Annotated in this window: 16 protein-coding genes; 7 read left to right on the top strand and 9 right to left on the bottom strand. The window is 71.5% G+C overall.

Annotated elements, in window-relative coordinates; translation table 11 throughout:
* Positions 1-147: 147 nt before the first annotated feature.
* Positions 148-882 (bottom strand): L,D-transpeptidase family protein, encoded by a 735-nt coding sequence (locus FB157_RS15735; RefSeq protein WP_398946752.1) that lies wholly within the window; start codon positions 880-882, stop codon positions 148-150.
* 232 nt (positions 883-1,114) lie between these two features.
* Between FB157_RS15735 and FB157_RS15725 the strand changes: the two genes are divergently transcribed.
* From FB157_RS15725 to FB157_RS15710, 4 genes are all read left to right on the top strand, one after another.
* Positions 1,115-2,944: an ABC transporter ATP-binding protein gene (locus FB157_RS15725; RefSeq protein WP_145880087.1), complete on the top strand. Its 1,830-nt coding sequence runs from the start codon at positions 1,115-1,117 to the stop codon at positions 2,942-2,944.
* Positions 2,941-4,758, top strand: a complete 1,818-nt coding sequence (locus FB157_RS15720) for an ABC transporter ATP-binding protein (protein WP_145880085.1) — start codon at positions 2,941-2,943, stop codon at positions 4,756-4,758. Before FB157_RS15725 ends, FB157_RS15720 begins: the two co-directional genes overlap by 4 nt.
* Before the next feature lie 345 nt (positions 4,759-5,103).
* Positions 5,104-5,571 (top strand): DUF5709 domain-containing protein, encoded by a 468-nt coding sequence (locus FB157_RS15715; protein ID WP_145880084.1) that lies wholly within the window; start codon positions 5,104-5,106, stop codon positions 5,569-5,571.
* A gap of 42 nt (positions 5,572-5,613) precedes the next feature.
* Entirely contained in the window at positions 5,614-5,877 is a 264-nt protein-coding gene (locus FB157_RS15710) for a type B 50S ribosomal protein L31 (protein WP_145880082.1), read from the top strand.
* A gap of 11 nt (positions 5,878-5,888) precedes the next feature.
* On the opposite strand, the gene FB157_RS15705 is transcribed toward FB157_RS15710, so the two are convergent.
* Positions 5,889-6,683 carry a metal-dependent hydrolase gene (locus FB157_RS15705; protein WP_145880080.1) on the bottom strand — a complete coding sequence of 265 codons (795 nt, stop codon included), beginning with the start codon at positions 6,681-6,683 and terminating at the stop codon, positions 5,889-5,891.
* Between the two features lie 145 nt (positions 6,684-6,828).
* Between FB157_RS15705 and FB157_RS15700 the strand changes: the two genes are divergently transcribed.
* Positions 6,829-9,342, top strand: coding sequence for an RNA helicase (locus tag FB157_RS15700; protein ID WP_186581526.1), 2,514 nt, complete (start codon positions 6,829-6,831; stop codon positions 9,340-9,342).
* Positions 9,343-9,361: 19 nt separating this feature from the next.
* Positions 9,362-10,228, top strand: coding sequence for an acyl-CoA thioesterase II (locus FB157_RS15695; RefSeq protein ID WP_145880076.1), 867 nt, complete (start codon positions 9,362-9,364; stop codon positions 10,226-10,228).
* A gap of 10 nt (positions 10,229-10,238) precedes the next feature.
* Here FB157_RS15695 and FB157_RS15690 read toward each other — a convergent pair whose 3' ends face one another.
* Together FB157_RS15690 and FB157_RS15685 are read right to left on the bottom strand one after the other, a co-directional pair.
* Positions 10,239-11,168 carry a DUF6397 family protein gene (locus tag FB157_RS15690; protein WP_145880075.1) on the bottom strand — a complete coding sequence of 310 codons (930 nt, stop codon included), beginning with the start codon at positions 11,166-11,168 and terminating at the stop codon, positions 10,239-10,241.
* A 122-nt stretch (positions 11,169-11,290) separates the two neighbouring features.
* Positions 11,291-11,704 carry a roadblock/LC7 domain-containing protein gene (locus tag FB157_RS15685; protein WP_145880073.1) on the bottom strand — a complete coding sequence of 138 codons (414 nt, stop codon included), beginning with the start codon at positions 11,702-11,704 and terminating at the stop codon, positions 11,291-11,293.
* Positions 11,705-11,796: 92 nt separating this feature from the next.
* On the opposite strand from FB157_RS15685, the gene FB157_RS15680 reads away from it, so the two are divergent.
* Complete coding sequence (locus FB157_RS15680; RefSeq protein WP_145880072.1) at positions 11,797-12,225, top strand: PPOX class F420-dependent oxidoreductase; 429 nt, start codon at positions 11,797-11,799, stop codon at positions 12,223-12,225.
* 3 nt (positions 12,226-12,228) lie between these two features.
* Here the strand turns inward: FB157_RS15680 and FB157_RS15675 are convergent, their stop codons facing one another.
* From FB157_RS15675 to FB157_RS15655, 5 genes are all read right to left on the bottom strand, one after another.
* Positions 12,229-12,831 (bottom strand): ATP/GTP-binding protein, encoded by a 603-nt coding sequence (locus FB157_RS15675; protein WP_145880414.1) that lies wholly within the window; start codon positions 12,829-12,831, stop codon positions 12,229-12,231.
* Positions 12,832-13,028: 197 nt separating this feature from the next.
* A complete protein-coding gene (locus FB157_RS15670; RefSeq protein ID WP_145880070.1) occupies positions 13,029-13,442 on the bottom strand; it encodes a DUF742 domain-containing protein in 414 nt (137 codons plus the stop codon).
* Positions 13,443-13,459: 17 nt separating this feature from the next.
* Entirely contained in the window at positions 13,460-13,897 is a 438-nt protein-coding gene (locus FB157_RS15665) for a roadblock/LC7 domain-containing protein (RefSeq protein ID WP_145880068.1), read from the bottom strand.
* Complete coding sequence (locus FB157_RS15660) at positions 13,894-16,416, bottom strand: nitrate- and nitrite sensing domain-containing protein (protein ID WP_186581525.1); 2,523 nt, start codon at positions 16,414-16,416, stop codon at positions 13,894-13,896. Before FB157_RS15660 ends, FB157_RS15665 begins: the two co-directional genes overlap by 4 nt.
* A 47-nt stretch (positions 16,417-16,463) precedes the next feature.
* Entirely contained in the window at positions 16,464-17,237 is a 774-nt protein-coding gene (locus tag FB157_RS15655; RefSeq protein WP_145880066.1) for an MHYT domain-containing protein, read from the bottom strand.
* Between the last annotated feature and the right edge of the window lie 136 nt (positions 17,238-17,373).

Genomic DNA, 17,373 nt, shown 5'->3' with positions numbered 1-17,373 from the left:
CCGTCCCGCAATGAGGCGTCCCGCCATCCGCACCAAGGGCTGTCCCGTAAGTGATCCCTGCCGTGCCGATGATCGCTGATTCAGCCACCCGGCGACGGCGAGGCCGTACAGGCAGACCGTTGCCGACGAACGTCGCCTGATGCGGCACTAGCTCATCAGGTCGGTCCTGTCCCCCATGACCACTACGGGATGCTGATCCGGGTCGAGCGTGCGCAGCAGGTACTCCATGGCCGACTTGGACATGCTGACGCAGCCCGACGTACCGCTGCCGTGGTCCATGTGCAGCCAGATGCTGCCGCCCTTGTCCTCACCCTGGGGGCGCGTCGGATCATTCGGCGGGGTGCCCTTGACCCGGTTGTAGTCGATGGCGATGACGTAGTCGAAGTCGTGCCAGTGCGACTTGGCCCACCAGCGCGGGGCGGTGAAGGAAGCGTCCTGCGTGTAGGGCAGTTCGGCGCCCGGATCCTTGAGTACACCGCCGGCGTCGGTGAGGGTGAACACACCGACAGGGCTGCGCCGGTCACCGGAGTGATGGTCGGTGGTCCAGCCCTTCTTGCCGTTGTGTGCCGACCAACTGCGGATCCGCTGCCATGCCTCGCCGCGCTTGGCGTAGAGCACGACCGTGGAGTCCGCCGAATCCTTGCCGTCGCCGTAGACGGCCACCACCTGCCGGGAGTCGGCCGGAATCCGCCGCTGGAGGCCGGCGCCCACGCCCGGGATGCCGCGCGAGTCACGGCCGGCCGTGCCGGACTGCCGCGCCTGGCCGCCGGGTTCCGGGGCGGCGTGGCCGTGCCCCTCCGCCCCGCACGCGGACAGGGCCGCGAGGAGAGTTCCGAAGGCCGCCATCGCAATGCTCACTCGCCGCACACCGTCTATCCGCACCGGACCATGATGACATCCACGTATCGGCCGACCGAGCGACCCTCCGGGCATTCGCGGCACCGGACCACCGGGCTCTGGGACGTGGGCCGCTCCGGGTGACGGCGCCTGGCCGGAACCCGGTGGATTTCGCAGGCCCCGGGGAAAACCGGTTGAAATTCACCAGTCTGCGACGCGACCCTTTCACGGTTTGTTCCCGCCTCCCGTCCTCCCTGACACGAGCCACTGGGACGTCATGCAGATTCAAGACCTTCCGTATTCCGACCCCGGCGTGCCGGACGCACGTTCGGGGCCCCGCCTCCTGTGGTGGCTCTGGCGCAACCAGATGGGCGGCCAGCTCAAGTCGCTCGCCTGGGGCCTGCTGCACTTCGTCGCCGTCTCAGCCCTGCCCTTCTGCGTCGGTCTCGCCGTCGAGGCCGTCGTCGACCACTCGGGCACCCGGCTCGCCCTGACGGGTGTTCTGATGCTGCTGTGCGGCACTGCGATCGCCGTCGGCGACACCTTCCTGCACCGGACCGCCGTCACCAACTGGATCACCGCCGCCGCCCGGGTCCAGCAGTTGCTGGCCCGCAGGGCGGCCCAGCTCGGCTCCGCGCTGACCCGGCGGGTCGCGGCCGGCGAGGTGGTGGCCGTCTCCACCGGCGACGTGGAGAAGATCGGCTGGTTCGTCGAGGCCGTCTCCCGCTTCACCGCCGCCGCGCTGACCGTCGTGGTGGTCTGCGTGGGTCTGGTCGTCTACCAGCCCGCCCTCGGTATGGTCGTCGCCGTCGGCCTGCCGGTCGTCGCGCTCGCCGTGCTGCCACTGCTGCCGCGGGCCACCCGCCGCGCCGACGTCCAGCGCGAGAAGGCGGGCCGGGCCACCGAACTGGCCTCGGACACCGTCGCCGGACTGCGCGTGCTGCGCGGGATCGGTGGCGAGGAGCTGTTCCTCGACCGCTACCGCCGCGCCTCGCAGGAGGTACGGCACGCGGCCGTGCGCAGCGCCCGGATGTGGTCACTGATCTCCGCCATCCAGGTGTTGCTGCCCGGGCTGCTGCTGATCGTGGTCGTCTGGCACGGCACCCACCTGGCCCGCCAGGGCCGGATCACGGTCGGCGAGCTCGTCACCGTCTACAGCGCTGTCATGGTTCTCAACTACCCGCTGCGGCACTTCGAGGAGATCGCCATGGCGTACTCCTTCTCCCGGCCCTCGGCCAAACGGGCAGCGCGCGTGCTGTCGCTGAAGCGGTCCACGGACGCCGACGGCTCCCGCGCGGCTGCGGTGCCGGCCGGCGACCTGTACGACCCGGCCACCGGTCTGCTCGCGGCCTCCGGCCGGTTCACCGCGGTGGTGTGCGGCGACCCCGACGCGGCCGGGCGACTCGCGGAGCGGCTGGGCGGCCACCCGGCCGAGCCGGGCCCGGCAGTGCTGCTCGGCGGGGTGCCGCTCGACGACCTCCCGCTCGACAGCGCCCGCACCGCCGTCCTCGTCCAGGACAAGGACCCGGTGCTGCTGTCCGGCTCGCTGCGCGAACTGCTCGACGTGCCCTCCTCCGGTGCCGTACGCGCCGAGGACGCGCTGGCGGCCGCGCAGTGCGAGGACGTCCTGGACGCCCTGGTCCAGGGGGCGCTGGACGCCACCGACCCGATGGACGCCCGCATCACCGAGCGCGGCCGCTCCCTGTCGGGCGGCCAGCGCCAACGGCTCGCACTGGCCCGGTCCCTGATCACGGACCCCGAGGTGCTGGTGCTGGACGAGCCCACCTCCGCGGTCGACTCGCACACCGAGGCCCGGATCGCGGACGGGCTGCGACGGCTGCGTTCGGGCCGGACGACGGTGGTGTTCACCTCCTCGCCGCTGCTGCTGGACCGCGCGGACCGGGTCGCCCTCGTCCACCAGGACGAGGTGGTGGCGGTCGGCGGGCACCGCGAACTGATCGACACCGAACCGCGATACCGGGCCGTGGTGACGCGCGAGACCGACGAGGAGCTGGCCGCCGCCGAGGCGGATACGGCCCTGGCCGACCGGGGCGCCGCCCTCCTGGGCACCTTCGACAAGCTGGAAGAGATCGAGGAGAGCGCATGATCGGCGTTGCGCCACCGGCGTACGACCCGGCGGCCCCGACGACCGCCACCACCCTGCCCGTCGGCGCGGCCTCGACCGTGCGCGCGTACGTGTCCGAGCTGTTCCGCAGGCACCGCCGGGCCTTCCTTCTCCTCATCGCGGTCAACACCGTGGCCGTGGTCGCCTCCATGGTGGGCCCGTACCTGCTCGGCAGCCTGGTCGAGCGTGTGTCGGACAGCGCACGTGAACTTCATCTGGGCCTGACCGCCGGGCTGTTCGTGTGCGCCCTTCTCGTGCAGGCCCTGTTCGTCCTGCAGGTGCGGCTGCGCGGTGCGGTGCTCGGCGAGCGGATGCTGGCCGACCTGCGCGAGGACTTCCTCGTCCGCTCGGTGGGGCTGCCGCCGGGCGTGCTGGAGCGGGCGGGCACGGGTGACCTGCTCTCCCGCATCACCACCGACATCGACCGCCTCGCCAACGCCATGCGGGAGGCCGTGCCGCAGCTGGCGATCGGTGTCGTGTGGGCGCTGCTGCTGCTCGGCGGGCTCGTCGTGACGGCCCCGCCGCTGGCGGCCGCCGTGCTGCTCGCGGTACCGGTGCTGGTGGTGGGGTGCCGCTGGTACTTCAAACGGGCGCCCTCCGGCTACCGCTCCGAGTCCGCCGGGTACGCCGCCGTCGCCGCCGCGCTCGCCGAGACCGTGGACGCGGGCCGCACCATCGAGGCGCACCGCCTGGGCGCCCGGCGCATCGCCCTCTCGGAGCGGCGGATCAAGGAGTGGACCGCCTGGGAGCGGTACACCCTCTGGCTGCGGTCCGTGCTCTTCCCGGTGATCAACGCCGTCCACGTGATCGTGCTCGGATCGGTCCTCATGGTCGGCGGTGCGTTCGTGCTGCAGGGCTGGATCGGAGTGGGTCAGCTGACGACGGGCGCGCTCATCGCGCAGATGCTCGTCGACCCGGTGAACCTGATCCTTCGCTGGTACGACGAGGTGCAGGTGGCCCAGGTGTCGCTCGCCCGGCTGGTCGGTGTCCGGGACATCGAGCCGGACGCCGGGGACTCCTCGCTGGCCCCCGGAGGACGGGACGTGCACGCCGACCGCGTGCACTTCGGCTACCGCGAGGGCGTCGACGTGCTGCGCAAGGTCTCCCTGAAGGTCGCCCCGGGCACCCGGCTGGCGCTGGTCGGTCCCTCCGGTGCGGGCAAGTCCACGCTGGGCAGGCTGCTCGCCGGCATCTATGCGCCCCGGGACGGCCGTGTCACCCTCGGCGGCGCGGAACTGTCCCGGATGCCGGCCGAACGCGTCCGTTCGCACGTCGCCCTGGTCAACCAGGAGCACCACGTCTTCGTCGGCTCCCTGCGCGACAACCTCCTGCTGGCCCTCCCCCACGCTCGACTTCGCCCGAGCGGGGGGACCCCCATCGGCAGCCACGACGCCGAGCTGTGGGCGGCGCTGGGTGCGGTCGACGCGGACGGCTGGGCGCGGGCGCTGGACGACGGGCTGGACACCGAGGTCGGCTCCGGGGGACTGGCGCTCACCCCGGCGCAGGCCCAGCAGATCGCTTTGGCCCGGCTGGTGCTGGCCGACCCGCACACCCTGGTCCTGGACGAGGCGACCTCGCTGCTGGACCCCCGCGCGGCACGCCACCTGGAACGCTCCCTGGCCCGCGTCCTCGACGGCCGCACGGTGGTCGCCATCGCCCACCGCCTGCACACCGCCCACGACGCCGATGTGATCGCCGTGGTGGAGAACGGCCGCATCAGCGAGCTGGGCAGCCACGAGGAGCTCGTCTCGGCGGGCGGGGCGTACGCGGCGCTGTGGCGGTCGTGGCACGGCTGAGCGCTCGTGGACAGGGCCTGAGGATCGTGTCGCCGCGTCCGTGGCACCACGGACGGCGGCCAGGCGCGCGGTGTCACGGACAGTGACCGCATGGGCCGGACGGGGGTGGGTGGGTGACCCCGGGGAGAAGCGGAGAGGCGGGGCCTGGCGGGGGTACGCGACCACAGGCCACCGCCCGTGCCGTTGCGCAGTGCCGATCAGGGGTGGAAGGCTGGATAGCGGCACCGGCTCGGGGAACGGCTGGGACCCCTTTGGTTCCGGCCGCGTGAAACCCGTGCCGAGCGTGCCGGCGGCGCCCTGCCCCTCGCCGGGGCACGAGGCCGTCCTCACCACCTGGAGGTGCCCGTGGACAGCGGCGACGGATGGGGGGACGACGTCTACCAGCCCGATGCCTCGGAGGTCCGGGAGGACTCGGGCGTGCTCGACGTCGAGGACACACTGGACTTCGACGGCGTCGACGACCCGCTGGACCGCGGCTGGTCCCCTCCGGAGCGGCCGTGGGCGGTGGAGCACAGCGGGGTGACGGCGAGCGAGCGCCTCTCCGGGGAAACGCTGGACCAGCGGCTCGCCGAGGAACTGCCGGACGCGGTCGCATCCGACAGCGACGGCATCGGCGACTGCGAGGCCGACGGCGAACTCCTCGACAACGAGGTCGGCGCGCGCCGCTCCGGCCGTCTGGTCGCCCCCGACGAAGGTGCCCACGAGGACGAGGAGAGCGCCCTCATCGCCACCGATGTCGGCATCGACGGAGCGGCCGCCTCCGCCGAGGAGGCCGCGATGCACATCGTCGACGAGGACTCCCTCTCCGGCTGAGCAGGATGCCCCCTGCCCGACCGCCCCGCGCGAGGAGCCGCCATGCAGCAGGACAAGCACCCCGAGTACCACGCCGTGGTCTTCCGCGACCGCGCCGCCGGCTACGCCTTCCTCACCCGGTCCACCGCGAGCAGCGAGCAGACCATCGAGTGGGACGACGGCGAGACCTACCCGGTGATCGATGTGGAGATCTCCTCCGAGAGCCACCCCTTCTACACGGGCAAGGCCCGCACGGTGGACACCGAGGGCCGCATCGCCCGGTTCGAGCGCCGGTACGGCGGGGCGGAGCCGGGCGAGGCGGGCTGACGCCGGGAGCGTCAGATCACGTTGAGGGCCGCGGCGCAGCCCACTCCCCCGAGCAGCATGAACACCGGCATCAGCACCTTCAGCTCGACCCAGCTGCCGGCCCGGAACCGCATCGCCTTCGGCGGCCCCAGCGGGTACCAGCGCTTGCGGCCGACCGGAATCGGCCACAGGATCGGACAGCCGGACACCGTCAGCGCGTCCCCGATGTCGTGCACCAGCGCGCCCAGCACGATCGGCAGCCCCAGCCACAGGTACCCCTGCCCCGGCGCGGTGAACAGCCAGTCGGCGCCGTTGCCCGGCTTGTCCAGGATCCCCGCGAGGATCCAGGCGCTCGTCGCCGCGAGCAGCCAGACCAGGACATCGCTGCTGGAGCCCCGGGCCGCCCGCCACAGCAGACCTTCGATCGCCAGGACCATGTGCACGAAGAGGATGGCCAGCACCGCCCACCGGCCACCGGCGATCGCCACCGCGGAGCTGCCTGCGCCGATGAGGACCGCCCACAGCCAGGTGTGTGTGAGTGTGCGGTGGCCGCCGGAGCGCCGTGCGTCGCCCTTCTTCCTGGTCGACTTGTAGACGGTGTAGGACAACTTGTCCACGATCTCGCAGAGCCATCGCGAGATGGGCCCGAAGGCCCGCGAGATGGTGGCCGCCTTGTGGTCGAGGTCCGGGGCGAGCGCCGCACCGGCGCAGATCAGCGCACCGACGAGCAGGACCGGCCAGGGCATCGGGTGCCCGGCCGCGGCGGCCGCCGCTCCTACGCCGAGCCAGGCCGCGGCCCCCGACAGTGAGTGTGCTGGTCCCATCATGGCCGCTTCCCGCCCCATTCCTCGTGTGCCGCTGTCCAGTTGACCCAGCGCACTGACGCGCCGTCGGCGACACAGCGTAGCGGCCATGATCTTCGTACTCGCAGCCGATTCCCCTCTCGGGGAGAAGGCCAGGCAAGATGGGTGCGTGACCCTCATCGATCAGCTGCCGCCGACCGCCGACCCCGACGCCCTGTACGAAGCCTTCGAGTCGTGGGCGCTGGAGCGCGGTCTCACGCTCTACCCCCACCAGGAGGAGGCGCTGATCGAGGCGGTCTCCGGGGCGAACGTGATCGTCTCGACGCCCACCGGCTCCGGCAAGAGCATGATCGCTGCGGGCGCGCACTTCGCCGCGCTGGCCCGGGACGAGGTCACCTTCTACACGGCTCCGATCAAGGCGCTGGTGTCGGAGAAGTTCTTCGAGCTGTGCAAGCTCTTCGGGACCGAGAACGTCGGTATGCTCACCGGCGACGCCTCCGTGAACGCCGACGCGCCCGTGATCTGCTGCACCGCGGAGGTGCTGGCGTCGATCGCGCTGCGCGACGGCAAGAACGCGGACGTCGGCCAGGTCGTGATGGACGAGTTCCACTTCTACGCGGAGGGTGACCGCGGCTGGGCCTGGCAGATCCCGTTGCTGGAGCTCCCGCAGGCGCAGTTCATCCTGATGTCGGCCACTTTGGGTGATGTGTCGTTCTTCGAGAAGGACCTCGCCCGCCGGACCGGCCGGCCCACCGCGGTGGTCCGCTCGGCCACCCGCCCGGTGCCCCTCTCCTACGAGTACCAGCTCACCCCGCTCACCGAGACGCTCACCGACCTGCTGGAGAGCAAGCAGGCCCCCGTGTACATCGTCCACTTCACCCAGGCGCAGGCCGTGGAGCGGGCGCAGGCGCTGATGAGCATCAACATGTGCTCGCGCGAGGAGAAGGACCAGATCGCCGAGCTGATCGGCAACTTCCGTTTCACCACCAAGTTCGGACGCAACCTCTCCCGTTACGTCCGGCACGGCATCGGCGTCCACCACGCCGGCATGCTGCCCAAGTACCGGCGCCTGGTGGAGAAGCTCGCCCAGGCCGGCCTGCTCAAGGTCATCTGCGGCACGGACACGCTCGGCGTGGGTGTCAACGTGCCCATCCGGACGGTGCTGTTCACCGCGCTGACCAAGTACGACGGCAGCCGGGTGCGCACGCTGCGGGCCCGCGAGTTCCACCAGATCGCCGGCCGGGCCGGCCGGGCCGGTTTCGACACGGCGGGACTCGTCGTGGCCCAGGCACCCGAGCACGTCATCGAGAACGAGAAGGCCCTCGCCAAGGCCGGTGACGATCCGAAGAAGCGCCGCAAGGTGGTGCGCAAGAAGGCACCGGAGGGCTTCGTCGGCTGGACGGAGAACACCTTCGAGAAGCTGATCGCGTCCGAACCCGAGCCGCTCACCTCGCGGTTCCGGGTGACCCACACGATGCTGCTGTCCGTGATCGCCCGCCCCGGCAACGCCTTCGAGGCGATGCGCCACCTCCTGGAGGACAACCACGAGCCGCGCAGGCAGCAGCTGCGGCACATCCGGCGGGCGATCGCGATCTATCGCTCGCTGCTGGACGGCGGGATCGTGGAGAAGCTCGACAAGCCGGACGCCGAGGGCCGCATCGTGCGGCTCACGGTCGACCTCCAGCAGGACTTCGCCCTCAACCAGCCGCTGTCCACGTTCGCGCTCGCCTCCTTCGAACTGCTCGACCCCGATTCGCCGTCGTACGCCCTCGACATGGTGTCCGTGGTCGAGTCCACGCTGGACGACCCCCGGCAGATCCTCGTCGCCCAGCAGAACAAGGCGCGCGGCGAGGCCGTGGCCGCGATGAAGGCCGACGGTGTCGAGTACGAGGAGCGCATGGAGCGTCTCCAGGACATCTCGTACCCGAAACCGCTGGAAGAGCTGCTCTTCCACGCGTACAACACCTACCGCAAGAGCCACCCGTGGGTCGGCGACCACCCGCTGTCGCCCAAGTCCGTCATCCGGGACATGTACGAGCGGGCGATGTCCTTCACCGAGCTGGTGTCCTTCTACGAGCTGGCCCGCACCGAGGGCATCGTGCTGCGCTACCTCGCCAGCGCCTACAAGACCCTCGACCACACCATCCCGGACGACCTGAAGTCCGAGGATCTCCAGGACCTGATCGAGTGGCTCGGCGAGATGGTGCGCCAGGTGGACTCCAGCCTGCTCGACGAGTGGGAGCAGCTGGCCAACCCCGAGGAGATGACCGCCGAGCAGGCCCAGGAGAAGGCCGACGAGGTCAAGCCGGTCACGACCAACGCCCGCGCCTTCCGGGTCCTGGTCCGCAACGCCATGTTCCGCCGCGTGGAGCTGGCCGCCCTCGACCAGGTCGACGATCTGGGCGAGATGGACGCCGAGGCCGGCTGGGACGCGGAGGCGTGGGGCGAGGCGATGGACAAGTACTGGGACGAGTACGAGGACCTCGGCACCGGCCCCGACGCCCGCGGCCCCAAGCTCCTGGTCATCAAGGAGGAGCCGGAGAACGGTCTCTGGCGCGTCCGTCAGATCTTCGACGACCCGAACGGCGACCACGACTGGGGCATCAGCGCGAAGATCGACCTGGCCGCCTCCGACGCCGAGGGCCGAGCCGTCGTGCGCGTCACCGATGTCGGCCAGCTCTGACCACAGGAGATTCCCACCGATGACGAACCCGGCCGAGAGACTGGTCGATCTGCTCGACCTGGAGCAGATCGAGGTCAACATCTTCCGTGGCCGAAGCCCGCAGGAGTCCCTGCAGCGGGTCTTCGGCGGCCAGGTGGCGGGCCAGGCGCTGGTAGCCGCCGGGCGCACCACGGACGGCGAACGCCCGGTGCACTCGCTGCACGCGTACTTCCTGCGCCCGGGCCGGCCAGGGGTGCCCATCGTGTACCAGGTGGAACGGGTCCGCGACGGCCGGTCGTTCACGACGCGCCGGGTCACGGCCGTGCAGCAGGGCCGCACGATCTTCAATCTGACCGCCTCCTTTCACAAGCCTGAGGAAGGACCGTTCGAGCACCAGCTGCCACCGGTCCGTGAGGTGCCGGACCCGGAATCCCTGCCGACGGTGACCGAGGAGATCCGCAAGCATCTGGGCGCGCTGCCTGAGCAGTTGGAGCGGATGGCGCGCCGCCAGCCGTTCGACATCCGTTACGTCGACCGGCTGCGCTGGCACGCCGAGGAGATCGAAGGGAGCGAGCCGCGCAGCGCCGTGTGGATGCGCGCGGTCGGCCCGCTCGGTGACGACCCGCTGGTGCACACGTGCGCGCTGACCTACGCCAGCGACATGACCCTTCTGGACGCGGTCCGCATCCCGATCGAACCCCTGTGGGCCGCTCGGCACTTCGACATGGCCTCGCTGGACCACGCCATGTGGTTCCACCGGCCGTTCCGCGCGGACGAGTGGTTCCTGTACGACCAGGAGTCCCCGATCGCCACCGGCGGGCGCGGTCTGGCCCGCGGGCGCATCTACGACCTGCAGGGGCGGCTGCTCGTCTCGGTCGTCCAGGAGGGTCTGTTCCGGGCCCTGTAGCGCGGGCGGATCAGACGCCCGCGGGCCGGGGGTTTCTGCGGCGGAGCCACGCCCGCAGTCCGCGGGTCCGTCGCGGCGGCTCCGGCCGGGAGCCGTGGTCCCCGGGTGTGGTCGGCGGGGCCGAACGTGGCGGGGGCACGGTGGTGTGCCGTGCGGCCGGGCGCGGGGCCGGTGCGTGGGTGCGTGCCTGCTCCACCGCGTGCCCCAGGTCGCTGCGCAGCCAGCCGATCTCGTCCGGGTCCTGCGCCGTCATCAGCTGCTCCGCGAGATGCGCGGAAGGCGATCCCGGCGCTCCGTGGTCGAGCGGGGCGGGCCGGAAGCGGTTCAGCTGGGCGCGCTCGTAGGGGTCCTTGACCACGTCCGCGACGTCGGCGGGCGGAAGGAAGGCCGCCACCACCCCGGCGCGCGCCCAGGAGCCCTCGGACTGCCTCGTCAGAAAACCGAGTTGCCGCCCCCGCCAGTTGCGGGCCCGAAGGTCGACACCGGCCGCCAGTTGGCCCCTCAGGCTCTCGGGCGTACGCCCCCTGAGCAGGTGTGCGTTCTCCGCCCCGGCCGTGAACTGCCGCAGTTCCTCTGCCAGATAGAGCCAGACCACGGCTCGATAGCGGTTCAGATAGAAGCGCACGGGCACCAGCAGCCCCAGTCGGGCGAGACGAGTGAACCTGCCCGCGGGGATGTCCATGAGCGCGGCACCCTCCGCCGTACCCACGAGGCGCAGGCGCTCACGGAGCGTGTCGGGAAAGCCGTCCTGGGTGCGCAGCCGGTCGATCTCGGTCCTCTCGACCCGGCGACCTCCGCCTCCGCCCTCGTCGGGCACGGTCCGGATGCGGCCGAGATGGATGGCGAAGTCGAACTCGCGGCGCCTGAGCCCCAGTTCACGAGCCGCTCGGCTCCGCGTGCAGGTGACGGTGCGGGCGGGGACGAAGGTGCTTCCCGACATGGTCGTACTCCCCCGTGGAGTGGCTCACGCCCTGTGCGTTCGCCGTGCACACACCGTAGCCGGATCGGCGCGCATCGTGGCGGGCCTGTGGACAACTCCACGGCGCGAGACGAAGACGCAGGTCAGAGATCTGACAGTGGGGCGCGATCGGGATGCCGGGCATCCACTCCGAGGTGTTCGCCGACCCGGTTGACGAGCAGGGTCATCTCGTAGGCGATCTGGCCGATGTCGGCCTCGGCACCGCTGAGCACACACAGACAGCTGCCGGTACCGGCGGCGGTCACGAACAGCACGGCGTCGTCGTACTCGATCATCGTCTGCCGCACCCTGCCCGCGCCGAAGTGGCGCCCCGATCCCTTCGCCAGGCTGTGCAGTCCGGACGCGACCGCGGCCAGATGCTCGGCGTCCTCGCGGCGAAGGCCGGTACTCGCTCCCGTGACCAGGCCGTCGTTGGACAGGATCAGCGCGTGCCGCACATGGTCCACCCGCCCGGTCAGATCGTCCAGGAGCCAGCCGAGTCCCTGGTTCTGCGCCATGTTCCGTCTCCCCGTGTGACGTCTCCCCCTGGCTGGAGGAACTGTTCGCCAGCCTTCCCCACGACCGGCCCGCGGGCAAGCAGGATGGGCGTATGGCACAGAAGATGACCGATGAGGAATGGCGGGCGTTCGTCTCGTACGGCACCCGAACCGGCAAGCTGTCCACCGTCAGCGCCGATGGGAGCCCACATGTGGCCCCTGTCTGGTTCCTGCTCGACGGGGACGACGTGGTCTTCAACACCGGTAAGGACACTGTGAAAGGGCGCAATCTCGCCCGTGACGGACGGATCGCCCTCTGCGTGGACGACGAGCGGCCGCCGTTTCACTTCGTGGTGCTGCACGGGCGCGCCCGGCTGTCGGAGGAACTCGACGAGTTGCGTCTTTGGGCCACCCGCATCGCCGCCCGGTACGTGGGTGAGGAGCACGCGGAGGAGTTCGGCGCCCGCAACGGAGTCCCCGGCGAGCTGCTGGTCCGGGTAGCCGTGGAAAAGGTGGTGGCGCTGAAGGATCTGACCGGCTGAGGCTCAGCCCACGGAGTCGAGGAGCCGGGCGGTGTGCATCCGCCCGGCGTACTCGACGAGGCGGATCAGCACCTCCTTGCCGGAGTCCCGGTCGCGCGCGTCGCACAGGACCACGGGGGTTCCCCGGTCCAGGTCCAGCGCCCGGGAGACGTCGTGGGCGCCGTAGCTGCGCGCTCCGGCGAAGCAGTTGACGGCCACGACGAACGGGATGTGCCGGTGCTCGAAGTAGTCGACGGCCGGGAAGCAGTCCTCCAGGCGGCGGGTGTCGGCGAGGACCACGGCACCGAGGGCTCCCTGTGCCAGTTCGTCCCACAGGAACCAGAAGCGGTCCTGCCCCGGTGTGCCGAAGAGGTACAGGGAGAGGCCGGAGCGGATGGTGATGCGCCCGAAGTCCATCGCGACGGTCGTGGTGACCTTCTGGTCCACACCGTCGGTGTCGTCCACGAGCTGGCCGGCTTCGCTGAGCAGTTCCTCGGTGCGCAGTGGGCGGATCTCGCTGACGGCCCCGACGAGGGTCGTCTTGCCGACACCGAAGCCGCCGGCGACCAGTATCTTCAGCGCCAGGGCGGTCATGTCGCCGGCGGCGTCGGAGTGCTCGGAGACCATCATCACTTCTCTCGGGAGGGCCTGCTGCGGTCGGTGTCGGACTGCTCGGGACAGGAAGCCAGCATCATGACAACTCCGGCATCCACCCGGAGGATTGGACCGGAACACGCCTGATGTGACCGTTTGGCGCCCGGTCGGTTCCGGAACGCGAGCGGATCGGGATGCCGTGAGGCGCCCGTCGAGTTCTGAACTTTCATCTACAGCGCCCGCAGCCCCTCGATGACCTCACGGAGAATGCGTTCGTCCGGCAGGTGGGCCGGGGGCACCGGGCGGCTGACGGTGACGCAGCCCAGTTCCAGGAGATCACCGAGGAGCACCCTGACCACGCCCACCGGGAGGTCCGCGTCGGCCGCGAGTTCGGCGACCGACTGTGTCTCGATACGGCACAGGTCGACCAGGGCGCGGTGTTCGGGGCCGAGCAGGGAGTCGTCGTCCACCGCGGGTGCGGCGGGATCGAGGGTGACGAGGGCGATCAGGTCGAAGCGCACCCCGGTGGGGCCGGACTGGGTGCGTCCGCCGGTCATGGCGTAGGGGCGGACCAGGGGCCCGGCCTCGCCGTCGTACCACTGGCTGCCCTGCTCGCGTGGGCCGCCGCTCGGGTTCTCGGTCATGCGTGCCGCCCTCCGGCTCATCCCGCGGCGGGTGGCCGAACGGCGACACGGGGCGCCGTGTAGAGGTGCTCGCCCACGCGCTTGACCAGTCGTGCCATCTCGTAGGCGACCAGGCCGATGTCGGCGGTGACGGCCGTGAGCACCGCGAGGCAGGAGCCTTCGCCGGCGGCGGCCACGAACAGGAAGGCATCGTCCATCTCCACCATGGTCTGGCGCACGCCGCCCGCCCCGAAGTGCCGTCCCGCGCCCTTGGCGAGGCTGTTGAAGCCGGAGGCCACGGCCGCGAGATGCTCCGCGTCCTCCCGCGCGAGGGCGGTGGAGGCGCCGACGGCCAAGCCGTCGTTGGACAGCACGACGGCGTGCCGTACCTCGCTCACCCGCATCACCAGGTCGTCCAGCAGCCAGTCGAGTTCACCGGATCGCTGGGCGGCACTCATGCTCGGGTCCTGGATCATGCCGGGTCTCCTTCAGTGCTGTCACTGCCCGTTTCGGGTTCCGGGGCGGCGCCGCGGCCGGGTTGCCTGCCGCCGCCGCGTGCCCAGCCCGCGCGGTAGGCCGCCATGCGGTCCCGTACGAGCTCGGGGGTGCGCCGGTCGTCACCGCGTGGGTCGGGTTCCGACGCCGTCTCTTCCGAGCGCTGACGGCGCAGTTGCGGCGCGAGACTCGCCTGGCGCACGCGACGTGGAAGGTCGTCGGAGGATTCGGAGTCGTTCGCAGGGCGGTGCAGCCTCAAGGTGGCGACTCCGGGGGGCGGGGGTTCGTGCGCGGGCGGCGCTGGAGCGGGGCCGCCGGCCGCGAGGGCGGGCCGGCCGGTCTGCGCGGTGACCGCGGAGGGCGGCGGGGGCGCGTCGGGCACGGGCGTGTACTCGTGCGACTGCTCCGGTCGTGCCGGTGCCTTCTCCTGGGCGGGGCGTTCGGCGGCGCGGGCGTGCAACAGGGCTGTGGGCACCAGGACGACAGCGGTGGTACCTCCGTAGGGGGAGGTACGCAGGTGCACCTTGATGCCGTGCCGGGCGGCCAGCCTGCTGACCACGAACAGTCCGAGGCGGTCGCTGTCGAAAAGATCCAGGGCCTCCGACTGTTCGATCCGCCGGTTGGCCTCCGCGAGGGTGTCGGCGCCCATGCCGAGGCCCCGGTCCTCGACTTCGAGGGCATAGCCGTTGCCGACGGGTTCTCCGGTGACGCGCACGCGTGTGTGGGGCGGCGAGAACTGGGCGGCGTTCTCGACGAGTTCGGCGAGCAGGTGGGTGACGTCGGCGACCGCCGCGCCGATGACGGACGCCTCGGGGAGCTGGCGCACCTCTACGCGCGCGTAGTCCTCGATCTCGGAGACGGCCGCGCGTACGACGTTCGTGAGCGACACCGGCATGCGCCAGGCCCGCCCGGGTGCGGCTCCGGAGAGAATGATCAGGCTCTCGGCATGGCGCCGCATCCGGGTGGTGAGGTGGTCGAGGCGGAAGAGGTCGCTCAACTCGTCGGGGTCGTCGGAGCGCCGCTCCATGCTGTCGAGGAGGCTGAGCTGGCGGTGGACGAGCACCTGGCTGCGGCGGGCCAGGTTCACGAAGACTCCGGAGATGCCGCTGGCGAGTTCGGCGCGCTCGACCGCTGCGTGCAGGGCGGCGCGGTGGACGCTGGTCAGGGCCTCGGCGACCTGAGCGGTCTCGTCCTCGGCGGGTGGTCCGGCCGGCGTCTCGGCCTGGATGTCGATCTCCTCGCCGGCGCGCAGTCTCCGCATCGCCTCGGGGAGTTTGCGGCGGGCGATCTCCAGAGCGTCGTTGCGCAGACTGACCAGCTCGACCACGAGAGCCCGCCCGATACGGACGGAGATGACGAGCGAGGCGGCGACGGCGGCGAGGCCGAACAGCACCGCGGCGCCGGCCGGGCTGAGGAAGCCGCGTGTGAACGGGTCGGCGCGGCCCGCGACGGCGCGGCCGGTGTCCGCCTGGATGGTCCGCATCGCGTCCTGTACGCGCGTGTGGGCGGTGTTCCAGGCGCTCGCCGGTGCCGTGTCGACCGCCTTGGCACCGGAGCCGGCGGCGATGATCTTGTCCTCGACGGCGGTGAGGCCGGTATAGGCACTGCTGCTGGCCAGCGCGCGCCAGGCGGCGCGCTGGGCCCCGGGCAGGTCGGCCACGGCCGCCTCGGAGAAGCTGCGGTGTATGGCGACGGCCGCGCCGAACAGCCGCAGTCGTTCGCCCTGCAGGCCGGCGGCCGGGCGGGCGCTGCCGAGGATCGCGTCCTCCTGGGCCAGCGCCTCGGCGGCACGGGAGAATTCGAGCAGCACGCGCGCGTCGGAACCCACGTCGGCCTGCTGCACACCGGTGAGGGCGCCGTCCACCGTGAAGGCCGTGCCGATGGTGTTCGTGTACTGCGCGTACACCTGGCTCCAGCCGGCCTCGTGTTCGAGTACGGCGGTGCGCAGTGCGCGCAGATGCCCGGCGCCGGCGACGAAGTCCTCGAGGCGTCCGCGGACTCCGGCGGGCAGTTCCTGGCTGTCGGCGACGGTGTCGTCATGGCCGAGCCGCAGCTTGGCCACCGCACGGTCGCTACGGGCGGCGAGGCCTTCGAGGTCGTCGCCGCGTCCCGCGCCCGGATCGGCGGCGTACCGCACGGCCGCGGCCCGCTCGGTCTGCAGTGCGGCGACGGCTGCGGCCACCGGGGTGCGCAGTTCGGCGTCGACCCGCTGGGCCTGCCGCAGCCGGGCGACGTCCTGGACCGTGCTGACGGTCGCGTACGCCCACAGGGCGAGCAGGGAGACGACGGGCACCATCAGCAGGCAGACCACCTTGGCACGCACCGTACGGGCGCGCATGCGCCAACGGCCGGTGCGCGGGAGTACGTTCTCCGGCAGCGTGTCGAGGGGCCCGCCCGCCTCCTCGTCGGCCGGTGGTCCGGCGTGCGCGCGGCGGCCGCGCGGCGGGGGCGGGGACTGCGCCGGGGTGCCGGCTCTGGGGGTGCTACGGGGTGGGCGCATGGCCTCCTCGCTCGGGACGTGGGTCGGGGCCTCGGGGCCGGGCTCCGCTAGCGGGCGACGCTCTGGACGGGCCGCTGGGCCGAGGCGGACGCCTCGCGCTCGCCGGCCGTGGGCGAGAGGGCGACGAAGGCCGAGGTGAGGAAGAGATAGGACCCGAGGCCGACGGCGAGGGGGAAGATGAACTGCATCGCCGTGGCCCCGGGCAGAACGTCGCCGGAGGGGGTGACGCGCACACTCACCGCGAACATCCCGGTGTAGTGCATGCTGCTGACGGCCGCCCCCATGACGAGGGAGGCGAGGGTGACCGCGAGGGGTGACTTGATGTTGAGCCCCGCCCACAGGGCCGCGGTCGCCGCCACGACGGCGATCAGGACCGAGAGTCCGACGAGGACGGGGTCGTAGCGCACCTGACCGTGCAGCCGTACCGCGGCCATGCCCAGGTAGTGCATGCTGGCGACGCCCAGCCCGGTGGTGAGCCCTCCGAGGAAGAGCGCCCGGTTGCGGTCCTTGCCGTATCCGACGGCGAAGACGCCGGCACAGACGACGACCATGGCGACGACGAGACTCAGGATGGTCAGCGGCACGTCGTACCGGATGTCGGTGCCGCTGACGCGGAAGCCGAGCATGGCCACGAAGTGCATGGTCCAGATGCCCGTCCCGATCGCGGAGGCGGCGGTGACGAGCCAGTTGCGGCGCGACCGGCCGGTGGTGGCCAGCGCGCGCACGGTGCAGCGCAGTCCCAGTGCGGCGCCTATGCAGGCCATCACGTACGACAGCGCGGGGGTCAGCCAGCCGAAGGCTGCGTGGTCCAGGTGTCCCATGGCCCAGGGACGCTAGTCGGAGCAGGGGCGCACGAAGGGGGCGCATTTCGAAAGGTGTTGGAATATGACACAGAGAGGTGATGGAACGATCGCGTCCAGCTCGAACATGCGCGCAGGCACGTCCCCCGTGTCGGTG

It is taken from the genome of Streptomyces sp. BK340, from assembly GCF_007827595.1.
Taxonomy (GTDB): domain Bacteria; phylum Actinomycetota; class Actinomycetes; order Streptomycetales; family Streptomycetaceae; genus Streptomyces.
Note: the sequence above shows the minus strand (reverse complement) of the source record. Positions and strands in the feature narration are given on the sequence as shown.

Excerpts from the sequence above, each read along its gene's own strand:
- FB157_RS15725 (WP_145880087.1), top strand. The coding sequence starts at position 1,115 with ATGCAGATTCAAGACCTTCCGTATTCCGACCCCGGCGTGCCGGACGCA.
- FB157_RS15720 (WP_145880085.1), top strand. The coding sequence starts at position 2,941 with ATGATCGGCGTTGCGCCACCGGCGTACGACCCGGCGGCCCCGACGACC.
- FB157_RS15710 (WP_145880082.1), top strand. The coding sequence starts at position 5,614 with ATGCAGCAGGACAAGCACCCCGAGTACCACGCCGTGGTCTTCCGCGAC.
- FB157_RS15705 (WP_145880080.1), bottom strand. The coding sequence starts at position 6,683 with ATGATGGGACCAGCACACTCACTGTCGGGGGCCGCGGCCTGGCTCGGC.
- FB157_RS15695 (WP_145880076.1), top strand. The coding sequence starts at position 9,362 with ATGACGAACCCGGCCGAGAGACTGGTCGATCTGCTCGACCTGGAGCAG.
- FB157_RS15690 (WP_145880075.1), bottom strand. The coding sequence starts at position 11,168 with ATGTCGGGAAGCACCTTCGTCCCCGCCCGCACCGTCACCTGCACGCGG.
- FB157_RS15685 (WP_145880073.1), bottom strand. The coding sequence starts at position 11,704 with ATGGCGCAGAACCAGGGACTCGGCTGGCTCCTGGACGATCTGACCGGG.
- FB157_RS15680 (WP_145880072.1), top strand. The coding sequence starts at position 11,797 with ATGGCACAGAAGATGACCGATGAGGAATGGCGGGCGTTCGTCTCGTAC.
- FB157_RS15675 (WP_145880414.1), bottom strand. The coding sequence starts at position 12,831 with ATGGTCTCCGAGCACTCCGACGCCGCCGGCGACATGACCGCCCTGGCG.
- FB157_RS15670 (WP_145880070.1), bottom strand. The coding sequence starts at position 13,442 with ATGACCGAGAACCCGAGCGGCGGCCCACGCGAGCAGGGCAGCCAGTGG.
- FB157_RS15665 (WP_145880068.1), bottom strand. The coding sequence starts at position 13,897 with ATGATCCAGGACCCGAGCATGAGTGCCGCCCAGCGATCCGGTGAACTC.
- FB157_RS15660 (WP_186581525.1), bottom strand. The coding sequence starts at position 16,416 with ATGCGCCCACCCCGTAGCACCCCCAGAGCCGGCACCCCGGCGCAGTCC.
- FB157_RS15655 (WP_145880066.1), bottom strand. The coding sequence starts at position 17,237 with ATGGGACACCTGGACCACGCAGCCTTCGGCTGGCTGACCCCCGCGCTG.